Raw genomic sequence first — 22,505 nt, 5'->3', positions numbered from 1 at the left:
ACGGATGACAGATGACAGCTGACAGATGACGGATTTCGAAATCTGTCAGCTGTCATCTGTTCGCCGCCGTTCCCGCGGCGCCGCGGGCGTTACCCGCTCAGCTGTGCCACTGGAACACGATCTTCGTCCAGGTCGACCCGGGGCAGTTGCCCCAGACCGCCCACGCGTCCGGCCGGGCGCCGATCCACAGTCCGACGGTGTAGCTGCCGTTGGCGCAGTAGGTGATCGTGCGCAGCTGGCCGGAGTAGACGTTGCAGTATCCCTCCCAGCGCCAACCGTAGTTGGCCGTGATGACGCAGTGGTAGGGCGCGGCGGCGACGTGGGGCGAGGCCGCCGCCGCGCTCGGGGTGATGGTCTGGTCGTCTGCCGGCGCCGCGGCGGCCGGCAGGGTGGCGGTCCCGAGCATGCCCAGGGCGGCCGCGGCGGCCATCCCGAACGTGGCGATCTTCCTGGTGATACAGCCTCGCATGGCGGTTCTCCTCGCTCGACGGTTCCCATCGGGTGGAATGCCCCCCGGTGGCCCCGGCCGGGGCGGTGTGGTCGACGGAGGGTGAATTCCCGCCTCCCGCCCCGCCGTTGACGAATTGCACACGAATGACTGCGCAGAGTAAGAGGACGACCTATGATGTGATCTGTGTCACACTATGTCCGGTTGGGGCTGGGGCCAGCCCCAACTGGGCGTTCGGAATGCCGATTTCCGGGGAGAACGGCATGGCGGAATGCAGCGGACGGTCTGCGGGCGAGCGGCGGAAGGACTTCGGTCCGGAGCCGACAGAAGCCCAGTCCACCGATTTCAACCGGATGTTCACGGCCTTGCTGCCCAGACTCCAGCAGGCGGCTGCGATGCTCACCGGCAGCCCGCTCGCGGCCGGCGACATCGTCCACGACGCGTACGTGCGGATCGCCCGCCGCCCCGAGCGCTTCCTCAGTCACCCGCAGCCGTACGCCTACGTGTTCACCACGATGACGAACATCCTGCGCGACCAGTGGCGCCGCGAGCGCCGCCGGGTGGCGCTGCCCGAGGTGCCCGAGCTGGCCGAGGCGGTGGAGCGCGGCCGCGCCGCGCTCGATCCGCCGCACGGCGGGACGGCCGAGCTCCAGGCGCGCTGGGAGGTGGTCCGGCTGCTCGGCTTCCTCACCGTCAAGCAGGCCCGCGCCGTGGTGCTGGTGGATCTCGACGGCTACTCCGTCGACGAGGCCGCCGAGCTGCTCGGCCTGCACCGCAGCACCCTGGCCGTCACCCGCCGCCGTGCCCACGGCCGACTGCGCGCCGTCCTGGAGCGCGAGCGACGGCACGACCCCTGACGACCGGAGCCCAGCTAGCGGAGACCGGAGACCAGCTACCGGCGACCGGCTACCGCCGGAGGTCGAGCCCCGACGCACCGAGCCGACGGCAAGTCGGCTGATGCGCGACCCCGGCCCGTACGCTGAAAATCGTGATCGCGTACGAGGACCACAGCCTCCGCGCCTTGGCCGAGGACGGCCGCTGGCCCGAGCTGCTCGCCGCCTACCGGCAGGGCCGGGCGGCCGCCGTCGTGCAGGCCGGGGAGCAGGCCGCGGTGGCCCTGACCGCGCCGCTCGGCCACCTGATCGCCTATGCGGCGCCGCCCGAACTGGCCGTCCGACTGTTCGACGCGGACGGTGGTGAGGGAACGGTCGCCGGGGTGGACGACCACGACGCCGGTCCGCTCTGGGAGGTGCTGGCGACCCGCCACTCCTGGCTGCGGCTGGCGCCGCTGCTCGGGCCGGCGCCGGTGCGCCGCCTGGTCGCCCACACCCGGGTGCTGCTCGGCGAGGACCTCTCGTACGGGGCCGAGCCCGATCCCGACGGCGTGCCGCTGAGTCTGGAGCCCTGGGAGAAGGCGGGCTGGGGCGAGGCCTCGCGGGTGCGCGAGTACCTGCCGGGCGGCGGAGCGCGCAGCGCGGTGCTGACCCTGCCGGCCAGCCGGGAGGGCCTGGGCGAGGTCGAACTGCCGAAGGCGGCGGCCCGGCCGGGCCGGCAGCGGGTCACCCGGGGCCTGGCCGAGCTGGCCGCGCTGGTGCCCTGGGCGGAGGTGGTCTGCGTCCGCGGCCCGGCCCCGCAGGCGGCCGCCGTGCTGGCCCGGGGGCGACGGGTGCTCGGCGGCTTCCTGCCGTTCGCGCTGGTCTATCCCGCCCTGGTGCAGGCCGCCGCGGTGGGCCGGACGCACGGTTGCGCGCACGGGCGGATGCGCCTGTGGCGCGCGCTGGGCGCGATGGCCGGCGCGAACGTTCCGGACCGCTCCGAGGTGGACGCCCTGGTGGCCCGGATGCGCTGCTTCACCTGGCAGGAGCCTGCCGCCGGGCTGCACCATCTGCACGTGGCGCTGGAGGATCCGGCCAGTGGGGTGGCCTGGGCGGTCAGCGGCTCGCAGGAGCTGTGAACAGCGGTCGGGCGGACGGGAGTCCTGGGCCGAGCGGGGAATTCCGGCCCAGGACTCCCCTGGTTGAACGGGAACCCCCGGCCCGGCGCCGTTTCCGGGGTTGGTGACAGGCGCCGGACCGAGGGAGTGCGGGAAGGGGTCGCTCAGCCGGCGGTCGTCGCTGCGGCCGGGACGGCCTCAGGTGCCGGGTCGGCTCCCGGCGCGGGATCGGCTCCCGGTGCGGGGTCGCTTTCCGGTCCGGGGCGGGCGGGGCCGTGGGCGTCGACCAGCGTCAGCTCGTCGAACGGCAGCTCGCCGTTCAGCACCCGGCCGGCCCGTTCGGCGTCCAGTTCGCCGGTCCAGTGCCCGATCAGCACGGTCGCGACGGCGTTGCCCGCGAAGTTGGTGAGCGCCCGGGCCTCCGACATGAAGCGGTCGATGCCGACGATCAGGCCGACCCCGTCCACCAGCGCAGGCTTGTGCGACTGCAGTCCGCCCGCGAGGGTGGCCAGCCCGGCGCCGGTGACCCCGGCCGCGCCCTTGCTCGCGATCACCATGAACACCAGCAGCGAGAGCTGCTCGCCGATCGACATCGGCTTGTCCATCGCCTCGGAGATGAAGATCGAGGACATGGTGAGGTAGATCGCGGTGCCGTCCAGGTTGAAGCTGTAGCCGGTCGGCACGGTGATGCCGACGACCGGGCGGCTGACGCCGAGGTGTTCCATCTTGGCGATCAGGCGGGGCAGCGCGCTCTCGGAGGAGGAGGTCGAGAGGATCAGCAGGAACTCGCGCCCGAGGTACTTGAGCAGCGCGAACACGTTGACCCCGGCGACCAGGCGCAGCAGTGCGCCGAGCACCACGACGACGAAGAGTACGCAGGTCACGTAGAAGCCGATCATGATCACGGCGAGGCTCTTCAGTGCGTCGACGCCGGTCGCCCCGACCACCGCGGCCATCGCCCCGAAGGCGCCGACCGGCGCCACCCACATGATCATCGACATGATCCGGAAGACCAGCCGCTGGAGGTGCTCGACCCCGCGCAGCACCGGGGCGCCGACCGGGCCCATCGCCTGCAGTGCGAAGCCGGCCAGCAGTGCGACCAGCAGGGTCTGCAGCACCTTGCCCTGGGTGAGGGCCGAGAACAGGGTGTCGGGGATCATCCCGAGCAGGAAGTCGGTGGTCGACTGGGCGCCGCCGGCGGCTGCCTGGGCGTGGCCGGACTTGGCGAGCGCGGCGGTCAGGTGCAGGCCGCCGCCGGGCTCCAGCAGGTTGCCGACGACCATGCCGATGGCCAGTGCGATGGTCGACATGACGAGGAAGTAGCCGATGGCCAGGCCGCCGACCTTGCCGACCTTCGCGGCCTTGGTGACCGAGCCGATGCCCAGCACGATGGTGCAGAAGATCACCGGGCTGATCATCATCTTGATCAGATTGACGAACCCGGTGCCGATCGGCTTCAGCTCCACGGCGAAGCCGGGGGCGGCCAGCCCGACCACCACGCCTGCGACCACCGCGGCGATCACCGCCAGATAGAGGTAGTGGGTCCGGTCCTTGCGTCTGGGTCCCCCCGCCGTGGCGGTCTCGGTGGTCGTCATCTGCGGCTCCTTCGCCCTGCAGTCCTGGCGGCCCCGGGTGGTGGGCCGCTCCGACTATGGGCTTCGGGCGTGACGGAGGTCACGTTTGCGTTCATAGAGTTCACGGCGCGACGGGAACGGGCGCGGCTCCGTGGGCGCGGTTCCGCCCCCCGTGGGCGCGCTCCGGCCCCTGGGGGGCGGCCCGGGCCGTGGTGCACACTGGGAGGCATGTCCGTGAGCACCGCCCCCACCCGCTCGCGTCACCGGTGGTTCCCCCTGCCGCACCGGCTGGTCCGCAGCCTGGCCGGGCAGCTGTTCGTCGTCCAGGTGGTCATCGTCGCCGCCGTGGTCGCGGGCGGCGCGGTGCTCGCGTACCTGTTCACCGCCGAGCGCACCGAGGACGCGGCCCGCCGCGAGGTCACCTCGGTCGCCCATGCCGTCGCCGACTCGCCCACCGTGCGCTCCGCCGTCGGCGGGCCCGACCCGACCGCGGTGCTCCAGCCGTACGTCGAGCAGGTGCGCCAGGACGCGGGGGTCTCCTTCATCACCGTCATGGACACCGACGGGGTGCGCTGGACCCACCCGCTGCCCGAGCAGATCGGCAAGCAGTACCTCGGGCACATCGACTGGGCGCTGGCCGGGCAGACCCGCAGTGAGACGTACACCGGCACGCTCGGCCCGTCCGTGCGGGTGGTCACCCCGGTCTGGGACGACCGGCACCGGGTGGTCGCGCTGGTCAGCGTGGGCCTGACGCTGGAGTCGATCTCCGCCCAGCTGAGCGGACCGTTGCTCGCCCTGGTCGGCGTCGCGGCGGGTGCCCTGGCCCTCGGCGGGCTGGGCACCTACCTCGCCAACTCCCGGCTGCGGCGGCACACCCACGGCATGGGGCCGGACGAACTCAGCCACCTGTACGAGTACCACCAGGCGACCCTGCACTCGGTGCGGGAGGGGCTGATCCTGCTCGACCGCGCGCACCGGGTGGTGCTGTGCAACGATGCCGCCCGCGAACTGCTCGGACTGGCAGGCGAGTTGGACGGCCGACCGGTGGACGGACTGGGGCTGCCCGAGGCGCTGGTGGCGGCCGTGCTCGGCGAGGTGCCGGCGCGGGACGAGGTGCACCTGACCGCCGAGCGGGTCGTGGTGCTCAACACCTCCACCATCGGCACCGGCCTCGGCCGGGTGGTGACCCTCCGCGATCACACGGAACTGCAGTCACTCAGCGGAGAGTTGGACTCGGTTCGCGGCTTCACCGAGGCGCTCGGCGCCCAGGCCCACGAGGCCGCCAACCGGCTGCACACCGTCGTCTCACTGATCGAACTCGGCCGCCACGAACAGGCGGTGGAGTTCGCCACGGCCGAACTCGCCCTAGCCCAGCAGCTGACCGACCGGGTGGTAGCGGCGGTCAGCGAGCCGGTGCTGGCCGCGCTGCTGCTCGGCAAGGCGGCCCAAGCCGCCGAGCGGGGCGTGGAGTTGACCCTCACCGAGGACAGCCGGATCGATGACGGGGTGCTGCCGCCCGGGCTCGCCCCCCGGGACCTGATCACCGTCCTCGGCAACCTGATCGACAACGCGGTGGACGCCGCGATCGCCGGGGCCGCGCACAGCCCGGTGGCGCCGGAGGTCACCGTCACCGCGCGGATCGAGGATCCGCGACGGGGTGACGGGGGTGGCGCCGGGGCTGGTGTCGTGGGTGGTGTCGGGGGAGCCGGGGAAGCCGGCCGGGGGGACGCCCGGGACGGCGCCTGCCTGCTGCTGCGGGTTGCCGACACCGGGGCGGGCATCGATCCGTCCGCCGTCGAGGACGTGTTCCGGCGCGGCTGGAGCACCAAGCAGGACGGCCGCGGGCACGGCCTCGGGCTGGCGCTGGTCGCCCAGGCCGCCCGGCGCAACGGCGGCACCGTCAAGGTCGGGCGCGAGCGGGGTGCGGTGCTCACCGTACGGCTGCCGCTGGCCGGCCGGGTGCGGGAGTGCGAAGGGGCCACGACGTGACCGGCGACGCGGCCGGGGCCCGCGGCGGAATCTCCGTCCTGGTCGTGGAGGACGACCCGGTGGCCGCGGCCGCGCACACCCTGTACGTCGAGCGCGAGCCTGGCTTCCGCGCCGTCGGCACCGTCCACAGCTGCGCGGACGCGCTGCGTTTCCTGGAGCGGGCGCGTGCGGCCGGGGCACCCGTCGACCTCACCCTGCTCGACCTCTACCTGCCGGACGGCCACGGCCTCCAGCTGTGCCGCACACTGCGCGCCGCCGGGCACGGGACCGACGTCATCGCGGTGACCTCGGCGCGTGACCTCGCGATGGTCCGGCAGGCGGTCTCGGCAGGGGTCGTGCAGTACCTGCTGAAACCGTTCAGCGCGGCCGCCCTGCACGACCGGCTGGAGCGCTACGCCCGCTACCGGGACAGCCTCGGGCGCACCGGCGAGGCGACCGGCCAGGACGAGGTGGACCAGGCGCTGGCCCTGCTCCGCACGCCCGAGCGCAGCTCGCTGCCCAAGGGACTGAGCGCGCCCACCCTGGACACCGTCGCCTCGGTGCTGCGGGAGGCCTCGACCGGGCTGTCCGCGGCGGCCGCCGGTGCCGCCGCCGGGGTGTCCCGGATCACCGCGCGGCGTTACCTCGAACACCTGGTGGACACCGGGCTGGCGGTCCGCGAGCCGCAGTACGGGAGCGTCGGGCGGCCGGAGCTCTGCTACCGGTGGAAGGGGCGGTGACCTGCCTGACGGGGTGACGTTCCGGACTGGTCGGGGCGGATCCGATTTCGGACTCGCCGGGGCGGATTCGGTCGGGAGTGGTCGGCGCCATGACCTTTCGGGGGGTCGGTCGTTGGGCTGGCCGAGGGGCGGCGCACACGGGTACGGCGGAGGTTCACTCGCTCGGGTGGTTCTGGGTGCCCCCGACCCGTTCCGCCAGGTCAAGAGCGATAAGGTTAGGCTTACCTAACTTCTTTTGGGGGTTCGCCTTGTCGCCTGCCGCCGTACCCGCCCGGGCCGTCTCCGGGGCCATCGCCACCGGGGCCACCGCCGCTGCGGCCCCGCCCCCCGGGGACGCCATCCTGCGCCGACAGTGCGTCCGTGAGTCCGCCGCCCGGACGTACGCCCGCTCCTTCCCGATCGTCCCGGTCCGGGCCCACGGCATGACCGTCGAGGGCGCCGACGGACGCCGCTACCTGGACTGCCTCTCCGGCGCCGGGACGCTCGCCCTCGGCCACAACCACCCCGTCGTGCTGGAAGCGATCCGCCGCACCCTCGACAGCGGTGCCCCGCTGCACCTGCTCGACCTCGCCACCGCCGAGAAGGACGACTTCACCAGCGCGCTGTTCGAGAACCTGCCCGCCGAGTTCGCCGCCCGCGCCCGGGTGCACTTCTGCGGACCGGCCGGCACGGACGCCGTCGAGGCCGCGCTCAAACTGATGCAGACCGCCACCGGACGGTCCGGTTCCCTGGCCTTCACCGGCGCCTACCACGGCATGACCGCCGGCGCACTCGCGCTCACCGGCAACGTCGCCGTCAAGGAGCCGCTGCCCGGCGGCGGCGAGGTGGTCCGGCTGCCCTACCCGTACGGCTACCGCTGCCCCTTCGGGGTCGGCGGCGAGACGGGCGCCCAACTCGGCGCGACCTACGTGGAACGGCTGCTGGACGACCCCTCGGGCGGGGTGGTGCCGCCCGCCGCGATGATCCTGGAGGCCGTCCAGGGCGAGGGCGGGGTCGTCCCCGCGCCGGACGGCTGGCTGCGCGAGATGCGCCGGATCACCGCCGAGCGCGGCATCCCGCTGATCGTGGACGAGGTGCAGACCGGCGTCGGCCGCACCGGCGCGATGTGGGCCGTCGAGCACAGCGGTATCGTCCCGGACGCGATGGTGCTCTCCAAGGCCATCGGCGGCAGTCTGCCGCTCGCCGTTGTGGTCTACTGCGAGGAATACGACGGCTGGCGCCCCGGCGCCCACACCGGCACCTTCCGCGGCAACACCCTCGCCATGGCCGCCGGCGCCGCCACCCTGCGGTACGTCGCCGCGCACGGACTGGCCGAGCGGGCCGCCGTGGCGGGGGCCCGGATGGCCGCCCGGCTGCGCGAGCTCGCCACGGAACTGCCGGCGATCGGCGACGTCCGCGGACGAGGGCTGATGATCGGGGTCGAACTGGTCGACCCGGCCGCCGAACCCGACGCCTGCGGCGCCCGGCCGGCCGATCCGGCGCTCGCCGTACGGGTCCGGGAGGCCTGCCTGGCGCGCGGGCTGATCGTCGAACTCGGCGGGCGGCACGACGCGGTGCTGCGGCTGCTGCCGCCGCTCACCATCACCGACGAGCAGGTCGCCGCGGTTCTGGAACGGCTGGCGGACGCGGTCGCGGCGGCTTCGAGGCCGGGGTCGGCGTCGGCGGTGGCTCCGTCGGCGTCCGCACCAGCCGCCCGGGAAGGCGCATGACCGACGACCCGTCCGGGCCGGTGCCCGAACTGCCCGGCGAGGAGGTCCCGTTGGACGCGCTCGCGGGCGGCGCCGGCGGGCCCGGATCGCTCGGCCCGCTGCTGGCCACCGTCCTCGACGCGCTGGAGGCCGGCACCGCCCTGCGCTCCGGGCCGCTGCCCGCCGGGAGCCCGGCCGAGATCGCCGCCCTGGTCGCGGAGGGGCTGTCCGGAACCCGCGGGCGCGGCGCCCTGGCCCGGCTCACCGAGCTGCTCGCCTACGGCGCCGCCGACCCGGCCGACCCGGCCTGCGCCGCCCACCTGCACTGCCCGCCGCTCGCCGTCGCGACCGCCGCCGACCTCGCGGTCAGCGCACTCAACCCCTCGCAGGACTCCTGGGACCAGGCCCCCGCCGCGACGGCCCTGGAGACCGCGCTGATCGCCGAACTCGCCGCGCTGGTCGGCTACGACCCGGCCCGGGCGGCCGGGGTGCTCACCTCCGGCGGCACCGAGTCCAACCTGATGGGCCTGATGCTGGCGCGCGACCAGAAGCTCGACGGCATCGTCGAGTTGGACGGGATCCCGGCGGGCGTACGGCCGTGCATCCTCGCCTCCGCGGCCGCGCACTTCTCCGTCCAGCGCTCGGCCGCCCTGCTCGGCCTCGGTGAACGGGCCGTGATCGCCGTCCCCGTCGACCGCCAACTCCGAATGTCCCCCGAGGAGTTGGAACGGGAGCTGGCCGAGGTCAGCTGGGCCGGGCGAACCCCCATCGCCGTCGTCGCCACCGCTGGCACCACCGACACCGGAGCGATCGACCCGCTCGACGCCGCCGCCGACCTGGCCGGACGCTACGGCGCCTGGCTGCACGTCGACGCCGCGTACGGTGGTGGCGCGCTGCTCTCCGACCGGCTCGCCCCGCTGCTCGACGGCATCGCCCGCGCCGACTCGGTCTCCCTCGACTGGCACAAGCTCGGCTGGCAGCCCGCGGCCGCCGGGGTCTTCCTGGTCCGACGGGCGGAGACGTACGTCTCGCTCGCCCGGCGCGCCGAGTACCTCAACCCGGTGGACGACGAGCAGGCCGGCTACCCCAGTCTGCTCGGTCGCTCACTGCGCACCACCCGGCGGGCCGACGCGTTCAAGCTCGCCGTCACCCTGCGCACCCTCGGTCGCGAGGGACTCGGGCGGCTGGTGGACACCTGCCACGAACTGGCGCTGGCGGCGGCCGCCGCCGTCCGCGCCGAACCCTCGCTCGAACTGCACTCCGAGCCGGTCCTCACCACGCTGCTGTTCCGCTACCGGCCGCCCGGGCCGGCGGACGAGGCCGCCGTGGACGAGCTGAACGGGCAGTTGCGCCGACTGCTGCTGCGCACCGGGCGCGCGGTGGTCGGGCGCACCGAGCTGCCGGGGGAGGGGGCGGGGCGGGTGCGGCTGAAGCTCACGCTGCTCAATCCGCACACGACGGTGGGGGAGGTGGGCGCGCTGCTGCGGGAGGTGGTCGGTGCGGGGCGCAAGGTCGCCGGGGAGCGGGCGGGGTAGGGCGGCGGGCCGTCGCCGGGGCGCCTGTCGCTGGGGAGCCCGTTGCCGGGCAGCCCGTCGTCGGGCAGTCCGTCGTCGGGCAGTCCGTCGTCGGGGCGGGCCCGCAACCGCCGCCGCCGTCGGCGTGCGGTTCGGGCAGGTCACGCGTTCAGCAGGATGCCGCGGGTGCGTTCCCACGTGTCGGGGTCGGCGGCGACCAGCAGACCGTCCACGCAGCCGGGGGCCTCGGGCTGGTAGGGGGTGCCGTCCAGGCGGGCCGCGACGCCGCCGGCCTCGGCGAGCAGGAGCGAGCCCGGGGCGTGGTCCCAGGGGAGGGTGCGCCAGTAGAAGATGAAGTCGGTGCGGCCCTCGACGACGTCCGGGTACTCGATCCCGGCGGCGCTGCGGCCGGGGGAGATCTCGCCGAAGGCCGAGCAGCCGGCCTCGAGGCGGTGGCGGTCGACCGGGTCGAGGAAGCGGCTCTTCAGGACGCCGGTGAGCTTCCCGGCGTCGGCCGGTGCCGGTGGGCGGGTGAGGCGTTCGCTGTCGCGCCAGGCGCCGGAGCCCAGCTCGGCGCGGTAGCCGGTCGCGGTGGCGGGCTGCCAGATCCACGAGGCGACCGTCCGGCCGGTGCGGACCAGGGAGCACATCACGGCGTAGTCGGGGCGTCCGGCGACGAAGTTGGAGGTGCCGTCCACCGGGTCGACCAGCCAGACGGCGGGCTCGTCGTGGATGGCGTCGGCGAGCGACGGATCGGCGGCCACCGCCTCCTCGCCGACCACCGGGACGGGGAGCAGCTCGTGCAGGCGGCGGGTGATGATCGCCTCGGCCTCGCGGTCGGCGATCGTGACGACCTCGCCGGGTGCCTTTTCCATCACCTCGCCGGCGGCCAATGCCCGGAAGCGCGGCTCCACCGCCTGGGCCGAAGCCTCGGCGAGTATTTCCGCCACCTTGTCCATCAGCACGCTCGCGCTCCCTTCGCCGTTACCACTTTCGCACGAGTGCGCGAATGGGGTGTCGACGGACTGGTGACAACAAACAGATTTCAGCGGACAGATAACAGATTTCGAAATCTGTTATCTGTCCGCTGAAATCTGAGATCTGAAATCTGTCAGCTGTTCGCCGTTCGGGGCCGGGGGTTCGTCGTCAGCCTCCGGTCCGGTTCGTCAGCCACCCAGGTAGTGGAATCCCGGGCGGGGGTGCATCAGGAACTCGTGGTGCGAGATGTTCCACGCGTACGCGCCGGCCATCGCGAACAGCACCCGGTCCCCCGCCCGCAGGCCGGCCGCGCCGGTCGCGGCCCGGGCGAGCACGTCCTTCGGGGTGCACAGCTGCCCGGCCAGGGTCGCCCGGCCGCTGCCGACGGCGGGGCGCGCCCAGGGGTGCGGCCAGGCGTCCACCGGCAGCACCGTGAAGGGCTGGGAGTGCCCGCGGGTCGCGGGGGTGCGCAGGTGGTGGGTGCCGCCGCGGACCACCACGAAGTCCTCGCCGTGGCTCCGCTTCACGTCGAGCACCTCGGTCGCGTACCAGCCGCAGTACGCGGTCAGTGCCCGCCCGGGCTCGATCCGCAGGACCAGCCCGGGGTGGGCGTCGAGGAGCTCGGCGAGGCCCTCGCCGAAGGCCGTCCAGTCGAAGCGCCGCGCGGGGTCGTCGTAGTCCACCGCCATGCCGCCGCCGATGTTGACCTCGGTGAGCGGGAAACCGGTGCGCTCGGCCAGCTCGGCGGACCAGGTGACGATCTGCTGGGCGACCGCCAACTGCTCCGCCGCCGCCAGCCCGCTGGCCAGGTGGGCGTGCACCCCGCGCAGACGCAGCTGTCGGCCGAGCGGACCGCCGTCGGTGAGCAGTCGGACGCACTCCTCGGCCCGGTCCGGGTCGAGCCCGAACGGGGTCGGGCGTCCACCCATGGCCAGCGGCACCGCGTCCAGGGCGTCGGTCACCACGGGCAGGTTGACCCGCAGCAGGACGTCCACCGCCGCCCCAGGCCGCTCCGCCAGCACGGCGGCGAGCCGGTGCAGCTCCTGCTCGCTCTCGACGTGCCAGCGGTGCACCCCGGCGTCCACGGCGGCGGCGATCTCGGCCGGGGTCTTGCCCGGCCCGCCGAAGGCCAGCGGCGCGTCCGGCACGGCGGCCCGCACGTGCGCCAACTCCCCGCCGCTGGAAACCTCGTAGCCGTCGACGGCGTCGCTTAGCGCGGTCAGCAGCGGCGCCTCCGGGTTGGCCTTGGCGGCGTAGTACAGCTCGACCCGCTCGGGCAGCGCGGCCCGGACGGTGGCGGCGTGCTCGCGCAGCGCGGCCAAGTCGTGGACATAGGAGGGAAGTTCGTCGGCCGCGAGCGAAGCGACCCGGCGGTGGACGGGGTTTCCGAGGGTGCTGTTCGCGGTGCTGTCCAGGGTGCTTTTCACAGCGCTGTTCACGGTGCTGTTCACGGTGGTGCTCATCGGGCGGCGCTCCCGGCGGGACGGTGGTGGGCGGTCATGCGGGTGGCCTCGGCGAGCACCGAGCCGGCCAGCGGGGAGGGCAGTCGGACGTATCCGGCCTCGCGGTCGGCCTTGCGCTCCCAGCGGGTCAGCAGGTTGGCCTTGGCGGGCAGTGGGACGCCGGCCAGCAGTGCCCGCAACCGGGGCGGGCGGCCGTGCGCGGCGGCGTACTCCTCCAGGGCGTCCCGGACGGCCTGCCAGAGCGCGCCCTCCAGCTCGGGGTGGCGGTCGGCGAGGGCGGCGAGCAGTTCGGCGACGTGGTTGACCAGCAGGCAGTAGACCACCCGGTCCCAACCGCGTTCGGCGTCGTACGTCATCGGGCCGGCCACCTCGGGAGGCAGGGCGGCCAGGATGTCGGCGTTCTGCTCGGGGACGAGCTTGGTTCCTTCGAGGTCGCGGAAGAGCACCTGTGCCGGACGTCCCTCGGCGTCCACGCCGATCAGCACGTTCTGCAGGTGCGGCTCCAGCACCACGCCGTGGTCGAAGTACGCGGCCAGCACCGGCGGGAGGAGCAGGCGCAGGTAATCGCGCCACCAGTCGAGCGCTGCCGCTCCGTCCGAACGCCCGCCCAGCAGGCGGGAGATGTGCGCCGAGCTGGTCGGGTGCTCGTCGGCGACGGCCGCGGCGAGCAGCGGGGTCACGCCGGGTCGCAGCAGGCCGCCGAACCCCTCGCGCAGGATCAGGCCGAAGCCCTCGTACAGCGCCCGGTCGGGGCGGCCGTCGGCGCCGGGCAGGGCGAGGGTGCGGAAGGCTGGCTCGCGCAGCATCGCCGCCCCGGGGAAGCGACGGGCGAGGTCGGTGAGCGCGGGGTCGAGCAGCCGGGTGAGTGCGACCGCGCCGGTGAGCTCGTAGGCGGCGTTCTTGCGCAGGCAATTGGTGATGCGGACGTTCAGACTGAACTTGAGGAAGGCGTCCGCGCCGTACAGGGTGCGCACCGAGGCGGTGGCGGCGAAGTCCTCGCCGCGCGGGCCGAGGTCGAGGACGTCCCCGCTGGCCAGCGCGGCGCGCAACAGCGGGTGGTCGCCGATGAGTTGGTACTGCCAGGGGTGGGCCGGCAGCAGCCGGTAGCCGTCCGGCACCTCGCCGAGGCCGTCCAGTACGGCGCCGGCGCGTTCCTCCAGGGACTCCTCGGCCAGCAGTTCGGCGCGGACGGCGAGGTGGCGCAGCGGGAAGGCCGCGCGGGACTCGGGCGCGTAGTCGCGCCAGTCGCCGCGGGCGGCGGAGCGGGACTTGGGAGCCGGGTGGAAGCGGTGGCCGAACAGCAATGCCTGCTCGGACTCCAGGTAGCGGTCCGCTCCGGGAGCCGGGCGTCCGGCCAGGCCCGCGCCGACGCCGTGATGGCTGGACGCCACCTGGTCGAGGAACTCCTCGTTCACCGTACCGGTGCGCAGCTCCAGTTCGTCCTGGGCGTACCCGGCCAGTTCGCGCCACCCCAACTCGCGCCAACCGTCGGGGGTTTCCTCGTGGACGGGGCCGGTGAAGCGGTGCGCGCCGAGCAGTGAGGTGCGGCGCAGCGCGACTCGCAGCAGGGTGCCGCGGCGCGGCAGGCGCAGCAGCAGCCGGCCGTCGTCGACGGCGGTCTGGTGCTCGGGCGCGGAGACCTCACGCAGCAGGCAGTTGAGCAGGGTGTGGGCCACCGCCTCGTCGGTGCCGGGGAGTTCGGCGGTCGCTTCGAGCGAAAGGGCGGCCGGGAGGGTGGTGGGGAGGGTGGTGGGCCGGGCGGTCATCGGGGGCTCCTACGGGTCAGGAGGGCGAGCAGGGCGGCGGCCAGTGCGGCGACGGTGCCGATCACGACCGGGGCGGCCGGGCCACTGCTGCCGTTGGCGAGCGCGGCGGCGAGTCCGGCGGCGACGGCACCGCACTTGGAGACGGTTTCGCGGGTGCCGAACATCCGGCCCGGCGCGCGGCCGCGGGCGGCTTCGGCGGCGAGGACGGCGAGGCAGACCAGGCCGAAGGTCATGCCGAGTCCGAGCACCGCCCGGGTGAGGGCGAAGGTGAGCAGGGAGTGGGCCGGGGCGTGGCCGGCCAGTCCGAGGGCGACCAGGGCGAAGCCCACGGCCAGTCCGGTCCGGGGGCGCGCCTCGACAGCGGAGTGCACCCGCCCGGCGCCGACCAGGTAGACCAGGTGCGGCAGTGCGAACAGGAGGCCCGCGACCGCGCCGTTGACGCCCGGCAACCGCTGCTGGACCAGGGTGATCAGGTACGGGAAGGAGATGATGGTGGCGAAGACGAAGGCGAACTCGAAGGTGTAGAGCAGCCTGAGCGAGCCCGGAGGGTCGGCCTCGGCCGCGTCGCGGCCGGTTCGGGCCGCGACCGGACGGACGGGCTCCGGAAGGAAGTTGAGCAGCACGGCGGCGGTCAGCGGCAGCACCGCCAACACCAGGTACTGCCGGTGCGGGTCGATCCACGGCGACAGCGTGCCGACCAGGATCGGCGCCGCGACCAGGGCGGCCCGGGCGCTGCCCTGCATCAGGGTCAGCGCCCTGGACAGCTGGGAGCCGTCCAGGGCTGCTGCGAGGTAGCCGTTGGTGGCGGAGAAGGTGCCGCCGAGGAATCCCTGGAAGACCAGCGCGACGGTGAAGGCGGGCAGGCTGTCGGCGGCCCCCGCGAGGAGGAAGGAGACGGCGAGGCCGAGTTGGGCGCGCAGCAGCAGCCGCTTCTGGCCGAAGCGGTCGGCCAGGCGGCCCCACAGGGGCGCGCCGAGGGCGGTGAAGACGGTCGGCACGATGTAGAGCAGACCGGCCCAGTGCCCGTCCCGGTCGCCGAGGCCCGGGAGGATCTCGGTCAGGTAGGGCGGCAGGCCCAGGGCGGCGAAGGAGGCGACGAAGTAGCAGGCCGCCACCGCGTGCACCTGGCGCCGGTCCAGCCCGACCGTTCCGGCCGTCCTCGGCAGCGGCTCGGCGGTCGTCATGAACCGCTTCCCGGCAGCAGGTAGTTGGGACCGTCGGTGTAGTGCTTGTTGATGTCGGCGGCGCCGCTGCGCTCCTTGCTCAGCAGGGTGCCGGCGCTCACCATGGCTTTGACCGGGAGCCGTTGGGCGTCCAGCAGGGCGGTGCGCAGCGGTCGCCCGGCCTCGCCGAGGCGGTCGACGGCCTCGGCGAGGGTGATGCGCAGTACCTCCAGGCTCCGATCCAGCGGCACCCGGCCGTGCGCGGCGAGGCCGAAGGCGAGCGAGGCGGTGCACAGATGGCCGGTGATCGTGGTGAACAGGTCGGTGAGCGCGCGGTCCTGTTCGCCGATAATCCTGGGATCCCGGAACTCGGCTGCCAGTGACGCCAGTTCGCCGATCCGGGTGGTGTTGATCCGCGGGCCGTCGTTGTCCTTGTAGAGCAGCCGCAGGCCGGATCCGTCCATGACCAGGGAGGTGTTCTGCTGGTGCGACTCCAGGGCGATGCCGTGGCGGAACAAGGTGGTCTGCCAGTCGACCAGCAGCCGCAGCAGCTCCTCGTACAGGGCGAGGACGGAGCCCCGGTGGAAACGGTCCGCCAGGTGGTCGATCACCAGTCGTCCGTCGGGGGCCTCGGCGAGCAGGGCGGCCAGCGGTACGGTGACGGACCCGTCCGGGCCGTCCGGGTAGCGGCGCAGCAGGACGGCGAGCAGCTCGTCGTCGGCGTGGGCGTAGCGCTGCTCGTCGGCGTGCAGCACCCGCCCGGTGAAACGCGGTTCGCGGGCGACCACGGCCTCCACCAGGCGCTGCCCGACCGCCCCGTTGACCAGGGTGACCGGCTTGATGGTGCGCCGGTTGCGAAGGCCCAGGGTCGCGGTGGCCAGCGGCAGCTTGAGGTGGCAGACCGGATCCTCGGCGACGGCGACGGTGCGCATGGACAGCGTCGGCAGCACGTCGAGGTACGGCTCGGGCGCGAGCACCGCGCCGGGGGCGATCCGGCTGAAGTCCTCACCCGCGGTGAGTGGATGGACCGGGAGGGTCAGGAACTCGCCCGGTGCGCCAAGCCGTACGCCTAGCTGTTCGGCGCTCGGCCACCAGGCGGGCAGCGGACCGTCACCGCGTACGGTCAGGTGTCCGGCCGGGACGGCGAGCCAGCGCAGCTTGAAGGTGGGGTGGAACTCGGGTGCGTAGGAGCGCAGTTGCGGCTCGGCCAGGCCGGAGCGGCCGCGTGCGGTCGGATAGACCGGGTGGTCCAGGAAGGCGGCCAGGGCCTCGAAGCCGAGCGAGGCGCGCGGACCGGTCCAGTCGGCCACGTCCTTGCCGTAGCGCTCGGCGAGCTCGGCGTGCACCTCGGGCCGCACCCGGTCGTGCAGTTCCATGGTGGTGAGGGTCTGCCGGCACTCCTCGGCGAAGGCCAGGTGGCCCGGGCGGTCCAGCGGGTCGGCGCGTTCCGCCAGGTGGGCGAGGACGGCGGGCAGGCCGGTGAGGCGGACGCCGTTCACCTCAAGCACCGGTAGCCGGGCGGCGTGGTCGGCCTGGAACCCGTCGGGGGCGACCGGGAGGGCGAGCGTGCCGTCGGTCAGCCAGGGGCCGTCGGGCCGCTGCTCCAGGACGCCGTTGGTGCGCAGGCCGAGCACGTCCTCGCGCAGCAGGGCGGACAGGACCCGCAGGGTCAGCCGGTCGGCGGCGGTTCCGTCCGAGGGCGCGATGCCGGGGGCGGTGCCGCGTGCGCTGCCGGGGGCGGTGGCCTCGGCCGGGGTCGGGGTCATGAGGCGATCTCCCAGCGGTTGGCGGCGATGAACTCCGCCACGGCGGCGTCCACCGCGCCCTGGTCCGGGCCGACCGCCCAGACGACGCCCAGGTAGTCGCGGTTGGTGCGGTAGAGCTCGTGGTGGGCGCCGAGTTCACGGACCGGGCGGTAGGAGAGCACGACGCCGTCGGCGCGCCGCTCGAAGTGCGGTTCGGGGGCGGCGGTCAGGGTGCCTGCCTGTTCGGCGCAGACGCGCTCGTGGCGGGCCCGCTGGTCGGTGCGTGCGCCGAGGTCGGCGGGCAGCGGTTCGCCGACATGGGTGCGCAGCACCAGCTCGAAGTAGGGGAGCCGGAGGATCTCGGCGAGCATCAGGTCGCACTGGTCGCCGATGGCACGGTAGTTGACCTCGATGAGGCGGGCGCGGCCGTCCGGCTGGAGGACGAACTCGGTGTGGCAGGCGCCGAGTCCGACGCCGAGGGCGTCGAGCTGGTCGAGTACCTGGTCGACCACCGGCCGGGGGTGCGCCGGGACGAAGGTCAGGACCTCCTCGATGAAGTCCGGGGGCGGGGAGAGCCGGGTGCGGAAGCCGCCGAGGACGTGCCGGTCACGGCCGTCGCCGAGGGTCTCCAGGGTGCACAGCTCGCCGTCCAGGAACTCCTCCACCACCAGCGTGGCGCCGGGGCGGCGGCGCTGGATCTCCCGGACCCGCCTGGCGAGTCCGGCGGCGTCGGCGACCAGGGTGACGTCCTCGCTGGCGACGCCCTCGCGAGGCTTGACGATGCACGGGAACGGCGGGGCGAGGCCGGCCGGGTCCTGCCCCGGCACCAGTTCGGCGGACCAGACCCGGTCCAGCCCGCACTCGGCGAGGTGGCGGCGCAGCTCGCCCTTGTTCTTCGCCCGCAGTGCGGCCTTCCAGTCCTTGCCGGGCAGACCGAAGTACTCGGCGACCAGCGCGGTCTGGGTCTGCAGATGGTCGCTGTTGCTGAACACCGCGGCAGGCGCGTGGTGTTGGGATATCAGCCCGATCACCTCGCGGAAGTCCTGGACGTCGCACTCCACCACCTCGCAGGCGAATTCCGCTTCGGAGTAGGCGCGTTGGTGGGCCTCGACGTGGTCGGTGAGAACGGTGACGTCGAGCCCGAGCCGGGCGGCGGCGGGTAGGAAGCCGAGGGTGACCGAGTCGGTGGGGTTGAGGGCGAGCAGGTAGAGCCGCATGGGAGTTCCTTGGGGGCGGGGTGGCGGACGAAGGACGGCGAACGGATAACAGATGACAGATGACAACTTTCGAACTCTGTTATCCGTTCGGTGTCAGTTGTTCGTTGTGCGTTGTTCGCTGCTCCTCCTCAGCCGAGGGCGGGCGAACAGCGGGCAACGGCTACTCGGGCGCGTCCACGCCCGCCGCCTTCGCGATGTCGACGAGCATCGCGTCCGCGGCCTGGACGCCGATGCCGGACATCCAGGTCTCGTCCGGCACGGTGAAGACCTTGCTGTCCTTGACGGCGTTCAGGCCCTGCCAGACCGGGGTCTGCTGGACCTCGCTCTCCTTGGTCTTGGACGGGTCGTCGGCGGTGGTGACGAACACCAGGTCGGCGTCGGCCTGGTTGATCTGCTCCGCGCTGACCTCGATGATGTTCTTGTCCACGTCCTGCGAGGTCGGGCGGGCCAGGCCCACGTCCTTGAGCACCACACCGCTGTAGGAGGCCTTGGCGTACAGGCGGGTCGGGCCGGCCACGAAGCGGACCACCGAGGCGGTCGGCATCTTCCCGTTGTACTTCGCCTTGATCGCCTCGCCCAGCTTGTGCGCCCGCTCCTCGTAGTCGGCGAGCGCCTTCTTCGCCTCGTCCTCCTTGCCGAGCGCCTGGGCGTACAGCGCCAGGTTCTCCTTCCACGGGAACCCGGTGGTCTCGGCCAGCACGGTCGGCGCGATCGCGTTCAGCTGGTCGTACACCTTGGCGTGCCGGACCTTGGAGGAGAGGATCAGGTCGGGCTTCAGGGAGGCGATCAGCTCCAGGTTCGGCTCGTTCATCGGGCCGACGTCCTTGGTGTCCTTGATCCTGTCCTTGAGGTAGTTCGGGAACCCGCCCTCGGTTTTCATGTGCGGGGACACCGCGCCGACCGGCGTGATGCCGAGCAGCGTGACGTCGTCCAGCTCTCCGCTGTCCAGCACCACGACGCGCTTGGGCTGCGACTTGATCTGGGCCGTCCCGGCGGCGTGCTTGACGCTGCGCGGGAACCCGGCGGCGGTGCCCGACGGGGCGGCGGAGGACGCGGAGCCCCCGCCCGACGTGGACGTGTCCCCGCTGCTGCCGCAGGCGGCGAGGAGCGTGGCGGAGAGCGTGACGGCGAGGACGGCGACGGGGAGTCGGCGGTTCATCGGGAATTCCTTGGATCGGGTCGAACGGGGGGATGGGAAAGGGGGGTTCACGCGGGAACGGAGGCGGAAGCAGCCGCGGAGGCGGGAGCAGTGGCAGAGGCGGAGGCGGGAGCAGCGGCCGCGGCCCGGGTGCGCGCCCGCGGCACGACCAGCGGCGTACCGGTCTCCGGGTCGGGCACCACCCGGCACGGCACGCCGAACACGGACTCCACCAGCTCGGCCGTCAGCACCTCGGTGGGCGGACCGGCCGCCGCGAGCCGCCCGTCCTTGAGCACCACCAGGTGGTCGGCGTACCGCGCGGCCTGCCCGAGGTCGTGCAGCACCATGACGACAGTGCGCCCGGCCTCGGCGTGGAGGTCGGCGACCAGGTCGAGCACGTCGAGCTGGTGGCGCAGGTCGAGGAAGGTGGTCGGTTCGTCGAGCAGCAGCAGGTCGGTCTCCTGGGCGAGCGCCAGCGCGATCCACACCCGCTGGCGCTGCCCGCCGGAGAGCCGGTCGACCTGCCGGTCGCGCAGTTCGGCGGTGCCGGTGCGGGTCAGCGCCTCCTCGACCGCGGCCTGGTCGGCCTTGGACCAAGGGCTGAGCATCCGCTGGTGGGGGTAGCGTCCGAGCCGCACCAGCGCCTCGACGGTGACCGCCTCGGGCGTGACCGGTTGCTGCGGCAGCAGGCCCATCCGCTTGGCCAGCGTCCGGGCGGGCATCCGGTGGATGTCGGCGCCGTCCAGGGTGACGGTGCCGGCGGCCGGGTCGAGCAGCCGGACGAGGCCGCGCAGCAGGGTCGACTTGCCGCAGGCGTTCGGTCCGACGATCGCGGTGACGGCGCCGCCGGGCAGTTCGAGGTCGAGGCCTTCGAGGATGGTGCGGTCGCCGTAGCGCAGCCCGAGGCTGTGGGCGGCGAGCCGGTTGACGTCGGTGGTGCTGGTCATCAGCTGCTCCTCTGGGGAAGCCGGCCCTGGCGGATCATCAGCACCAGGAGCCAGGGCGCGCCGAGGGTGGCGGTGACGGCACCGACCGGCAGGCCGTGGACGGGGATCACGTGGAGCACGAGGAGGTCGGCCGAGAGCAGCAGCACGGCGCCGGTGAGCGCGGTGAGGCCGAGCGTGCCGAGGGTGGGCGGCCCGGCGAGCAGCCGGACCAGGTGGGGCACGGCGAGCGCGACGAAGGCGACCGGCCCGGTGAGGGCGGCGGCCAGCGAGGCGAGCGTGATGGTGAGCAGCAGTAGCCAGAGCCGGTCCCGGGCGGGGTTCAGGCCGAGGCCGCCGGCCGAGTCGTCGCCGAGGTCGAGGACGGCGACCCGCCGCTGGCAGAGCAGCAGGGCCGCGGCGGTCAGCGCGATGGCGGTGCCGCCGATCCACACCTCGGTCCAGTTGCGTCCGTACAGCGAGCCGGTGGTCCACTGCATCGCGGAGGAGGCCAACTCGGCCGGGAACCGTACGATCATCAGGTTCACGGCGGCCGCCAGGCCCTGCTGGACCGCCAGGCCGACCAGGACCAGCCGGGTGACGGCCATCTTCGACCGCCAGGCGAAGCCGCCGAGCAGCATCGCGGCGAGCAGTCCGCCGCCGACGGCGGCCAGCGGGATCAGCTGCTGCGAGGCGCCGGTGGCGAGCATCAGCACCGCGCCGAAGGAGGCGCCGCCGGTGATGCCGATGGTGTCGGGGGCGGCCAGCGGGTTGCGGAAGAGTCGCTGGAGCATCGAGCCGGCCATCGCCAGTCCGGCGCCCGCGATCAGCGCGGACACCACTCGGGGTGCCCGGAACTGCTGCACCACCAGCACGTTGCCGGGCTCGCCCTGACCGAACAGGGCGCGCAGCGCGTCCCAGGCGGAGATGCTCACCTGGCCGGTGCCGAGCGCGACGCCGGTCAGCAGCACCAGCAGTGCGAGGGCGAGCAGTGACCAGGCGGCGGTCCGGGCCCGGCGACGGGTGATCGCGCCCGTCCGACGGGTCCGTGCGGTCGGCGCGGTCGGTGCGGTGAGCCTCGTCGGGTCGGTCGGCGCGGTCACTTGGCCACCTTCCGGGCCAGCACGGCGAGCAGCGGAGCGCCGAGGAAGGCGGTCACGATGCCCACCTCGATCTCGGAGGGCCGCACCACGAGCCGGCCGAGCACGTCGGCGGCGAGCAGCAGCAGCGGCCCGGTGATCAGACAGCCGGGCAGAAGCCAGCGGTGGTCGTTGCCGAGCAGCGGACGGACCAGGTGGGGTGCCGCCAGTCCGATGAACGCCACCGGTCCGGAGACGGCGACCGCGCTGCCCGCGAGCAGGACCACGGCCAGTCCGCCGACCACCCGGATCCGGGCCACCGGCACGCCCAGCGACTGGGCGGTCTCGTCACCCAGGGCCAGCGCGTTGAGCGCGGGCGAGATCGCGAAGGCGGCCACCAGGCCGAGGACCAGGAACGGCAGGACCGGGGTGAGGGTGTCCAGGTGCCGCCCGGCGATCGAGCCGGCCAGCCAGAAACGGGCCTCGTCCAGGGTGCGGTGACTGGCCAGCATCAGCGCGGAGGTCCAGGAGGTGAGCACCACGGTGAGCACGGTGCCGCCCAGCGCGAGCCGGACCGGGTCGAGGTCCCCGCCGCGCCGGGACATCGCGTACGCGGCGACGGCGGCGACGGCCGCCCCGGCGAAGGCGAACCAGACGTACTCGGCCGGGCGGGAGAGGTCCAGCGTGTAGATCGCGGCGACCACGGCCAGGCTCGCGCCGGCGTTGATGCCGAGGGTGATCGGTGAGGCCAGCGGGTTGCGGGTGACGCCCTGGGCGACCGCCCCGGCGACACCGAGCGCGGCGCCGACGGCCAGCCCGATGAGGGTGCGCGGGACCCGAAGGCCCGTCACCACGTCGGCGTCACCGCCATGGGCGGCACCGGTGAGGGCGTCGACGACGGTGGCCAGCGGGACGGATCGGGAGCCCAGCGCAAGGCTCAGGGCGGCGCACAGCACGAGCGCGCCCATACCGGCGACCAGCAGCAGGGGCCGCCGGACCGCCGAGGAACGAGGCGTGGCCGGGGTTGTCGCGGGCGGCGGTTCGGTTCTCAACACGAGTCGATATCTTAGGTTAGGTTTACCTAAGTTCGTCAAGGCGGGTTCGCCGGTCGAGGTGGATCGCCCGTTCCGGCGGAAGGGTGGTTGGTGCACACTCTGAGGCATTGTAA

Annotated in this window: 18 protein-coding genes; 6 read left to right on the top strand and 12 right to left on the bottom strand. The window is 73.6% G+C overall.

From position 1 onward, the window contains the following. Positions 1-97: 97 nt before the first annotated feature. Positions 98-469, bottom strand: coding sequence for a hypothetical protein (locus HS99_RS30275; protein ID WP_030283134.1), 372 nt, complete (start codon positions 467-469; stop codon positions 98-100). 242 nt (positions 470-711) lie between these two features. On the opposite strand from HS99_RS30275, the gene HS99_RS30270 reads away from it, so the two are divergent. Further along, entirely contained in the window at positions 712-1,305 is a 594-nt protein-coding gene (locus tag HS99_RS30270; protein WP_078867264.1) for an RNA polymerase sigma factor, read from the top strand. Positions 1,306-1,436: 131 nt separating this feature from the next. After that, entirely contained in the window at positions 1,437-2,402 is a 966-nt protein-coding gene (locus HS99_RS30265) for a hypothetical protein (protein WP_030283132.1), read from the top strand. Between the two features lie 143 nt (positions 2,403-2,545). Here the strand turns inward: HS99_RS30265 and HS99_RS30260 are convergent, their stop codons facing one another. Beyond that, positions 2,546-3,976 carry a cation:dicarboxylate symporter family transporter gene (locus HS99_RS30260; RefSeq protein ID WP_046386260.1) on the bottom strand — a complete coding sequence of 477 codons (1,431 nt, stop codon included), beginning with the start codon at positions 3,974-3,976 and terminating at the stop codon, positions 2,546-2,548. Between the two features lie 207 nt (positions 3,977-4,183). Here HS99_RS30260 and HS99_RS30255 point away from each other — a divergent pair, with 207 nt between their 5' ends. From HS99_RS30255 to HS99_RS30240, 4 genes are all read left to right on the top strand, one after another. Next, positions 4,184-5,944 (top strand): sensor histidine kinase, encoded by a 1,761-nt coding sequence (locus HS99_RS30255; protein ID WP_050366457.1) that lies wholly within the window; start codon positions 4,184-4,186, stop codon positions 5,942-5,944. Then, complete coding sequence (locus HS99_RS30250; protein ID WP_046387322.1) at positions 5,941-6,663, top strand: response regulator; 723 nt, start codon at positions 5,941-5,943, stop codon at positions 6,661-6,663. The genes HS99_RS30255 and HS99_RS30250 overlap by 4 nt, the downstream gene beginning before the upstream one ends. Positions 6,664-6,953: 290 nt before the next feature. After that, entirely contained in the window at positions 6,954-8,372 is a 1,419-nt protein-coding gene (locus HS99_RS30245) for a diaminobutyrate--2-oxoglutarate transaminase (protein WP_030552260.1), read from the top strand. Beyond that, positions 8,369-9,886 (top strand): pyridoxal phosphate-dependent decarboxylase family protein, encoded by a 1,518-nt coding sequence (locus HS99_RS30240; RefSeq protein WP_078867262.1) that lies wholly within the window; start codon positions 8,369-8,371, stop codon positions 9,884-9,886. The genes HS99_RS30245 and HS99_RS30240 overlap by 4 nt, the downstream gene beginning before the upstream one ends. Positions 9,887-10,026: 140 nt before the next feature. Here the strand turns inward: HS99_RS30240 and HS99_RS30235 are convergent, their stop codons facing one another. From HS99_RS30235 to HS99_RS30190, 10 genes are all read right to left on the bottom strand, one after another. Next, positions 10,027-10,824 (bottom strand): inositol monophosphatase family protein, encoded by a 798-nt coding sequence (locus HS99_RS30235; protein ID WP_030283122.1) that lies wholly within the window; start codon positions 10,822-10,824, stop codon positions 10,027-10,029. A gap of 207 nt (positions 10,825-11,031) precedes the next feature. Further along, positions 11,032-12,306 (bottom strand): type III PLP-dependent enzyme, encoded by a 1,275-nt coding sequence (locus HS99_RS30230; RefSeq protein ID WP_078867261.1) that lies wholly within the window; start codon positions 12,304-12,306, stop codon positions 11,032-11,034. Further along, positions 12,303-14,072 (bottom strand): IucA/IucC family protein, encoded by a 1,770-nt coding sequence (locus tag HS99_RS30225; protein WP_078958668.1) that lies wholly within the window; start codon positions 14,070-14,072, stop codon positions 12,303-12,305. The genes HS99_RS30230 and HS99_RS30225 overlap by 4 nt, the downstream gene beginning before the upstream one ends. Beyond that, positions 14,069-15,256, bottom strand: coding sequence for an MFS transporter (locus HS99_RS30220; RefSeq protein WP_030552256.1), 1,188 nt, complete (start codon positions 15,254-15,256; stop codon positions 14,069-14,071). Before HS99_RS30220 ends, HS99_RS30225 begins: the two co-directional genes overlap by 4 nt. Then, on the bottom strand, positions 15,253-17,001 hold the full coding sequence (locus HS99_RS30215) for an IucA/IucC family protein (RefSeq protein ID WP_050366456.1): 1,749 nt from the start codon (positions 16,999-17,001) through the stop codon (positions 15,253-15,255). The genes HS99_RS30220 and HS99_RS30215 overlap by 4 nt, the downstream gene beginning before the upstream one ends. Beyond that, positions 16,998-18,197, bottom strand: a complete 1,200-nt coding sequence (locus HS99_RS30210; RefSeq protein ID WP_030552252.1) for an ATP-grasp domain-containing protein — start codon at positions 18,195-18,197, stop codon at positions 16,998-17,000. Before HS99_RS30210 ends, HS99_RS30215 begins: the two co-directional genes overlap by 4 nt. A gap of 160 nt (positions 18,198-18,357) precedes the next feature. Then, positions 18,358-19,356: an ABC transporter substrate-binding protein gene (locus tag HS99_RS30205; RefSeq protein WP_030283109.1), complete on the bottom strand. Its 999-nt coding sequence runs from the start codon at positions 19,354-19,356 to the stop codon at positions 18,358-18,360. 47 nt (positions 19,357-19,403) lie between these two features. Beyond that, entirely contained in the window at positions 19,404-20,282 is an 879-nt protein-coding gene (locus tag HS99_RS30200) for an ABC transporter ATP-binding protein (RefSeq protein WP_046387175.1), read from the bottom strand. After that, positions 20,282-21,361, bottom strand: coding sequence for a FecCD family ABC transporter permease (locus HS99_RS30195; RefSeq protein ID WP_030283105.1), 1,080 nt, complete (start codon positions 21,359-21,361; stop codon positions 20,282-20,284). The genes HS99_RS30200 and HS99_RS30195 overlap by 1 nt, the downstream gene beginning before the upstream one ends. Continuing rightward, on the bottom strand, positions 21,358-22,305 hold the full coding sequence (locus tag HS99_RS30190) for a FecCD family ABC transporter permease (RefSeq protein ID WP_046387176.1): 948 nt from the start codon (positions 22,303-22,305) through the stop codon (positions 21,358-21,360). The genes HS99_RS30195 and HS99_RS30190 overlap by 4 nt, the downstream gene beginning before the upstream one ends. Positions 22,306-22,505 lie beyond the last annotated feature (200 nt).

It is taken from the genome of Kitasatospora aureofaciens (assembly GCF_001188955.3).
In the GTDB taxonomy this organism is placed as follows: Bacteria; Actinomycetota; Actinomycetes; order Streptomycetales; family Streptomycetaceae; genus Kitasatospora; species Kitasatospora aureofaciens.
This window is presented reverse-complemented; position numbering and strand designations above follow the sequence as displayed.

Excerpts from the sequence above, each read along its gene's own strand:
- HS99_RS30275 (WP_030283134.1), bottom strand. The coding sequence starts at position 469 with ATGCGAGGCTGTATCACCAGGAAGATCGCCACGTTCGGGATGGCCGCC.
- HS99_RS30270 (WP_078867264.1), top strand. The coding sequence starts at position 712 with ATGGCGGAATGCAGCGGACGGTCTGCGGGCGAGCGGCGGAAGGACTTC.
- HS99_RS30260 (WP_046386260.1), bottom strand. The coding sequence starts at position 3,976 with ATGACGACCACCGAGACCGCCACGGCGGGGGGACCCAGACGCAAGGAC.
- HS99_RS30255 (WP_050366457.1), top strand. The coding sequence starts at position 4,184 with ATGTCCGTGAGCACCGCCCCCACCCGCTCGCGTCACCGGTGGTTCCCC.
- HS99_RS30240 (WP_078867262.1), top strand. The coding sequence starts at position 8,369 with ATGACCGACGACCCGTCCGGGCCGGTGCCCGAACTGCCCGGCGAGGAG.
- HS99_RS30235 (WP_030283122.1), bottom strand. The coding sequence starts at position 10,824 with ATGGACAAGGTGGCGGAAATACTCGCCGAGGCTTCGGCCCAGGCGGTG.
- HS99_RS30230 (WP_078867261.1), bottom strand. The coding sequence starts at position 12,306 with ATGAGCACCACCGTGAACAGCACCGTGAACAGCGCTGTGAAAAGCACC.
- HS99_RS30225 (WP_078958668.1), bottom strand. The coding sequence starts at position 14,072 with ATGACCGCCCGGCCCACCACCCTCCCCACCACCCTCCCGGCCGCCCTT.
- HS99_RS30220 (WP_030552256.1), bottom strand. The coding sequence starts at position 15,256 with ATGACGACCGCCGAGCCGCTGCCGAGGACGGCCGGAACGGTCGGGCTG.
- HS99_RS30215 (WP_050366456.1), bottom strand. The coding sequence starts at position 17,001 with ATGACCCCGACCCCGGCCGAGGCCACCGCCCCCGGCAGCGCACGCGGC.
- HS99_RS30210 (WP_030552252.1), bottom strand. The coding sequence starts at position 18,197 with ATGCGGCTCTACCTGCTCGCCCTCAACCCCACCGACTCGGTCACCCTC.
- HS99_RS30205 (WP_030283109.1), bottom strand. The coding sequence starts at position 19,356 with ATGAACCGCCGACTCCCCGTCGCCGTCCTCGCCGTCACGCTCTCCGCC.
- HS99_RS30200 (WP_046387175.1), bottom strand. The coding sequence starts at position 20,282 with ATGACCAGCACCACCGACGTCAACCGGCTCGCCGCCCACAGCCTCGGG.
- HS99_RS30190 (WP_046387176.1), bottom strand. The coding sequence starts at position 22,305 with ATGGGCGCGCTCGTGCTGTGCGCCGCCCTGAGCCTTGCGCTGGGCTCC.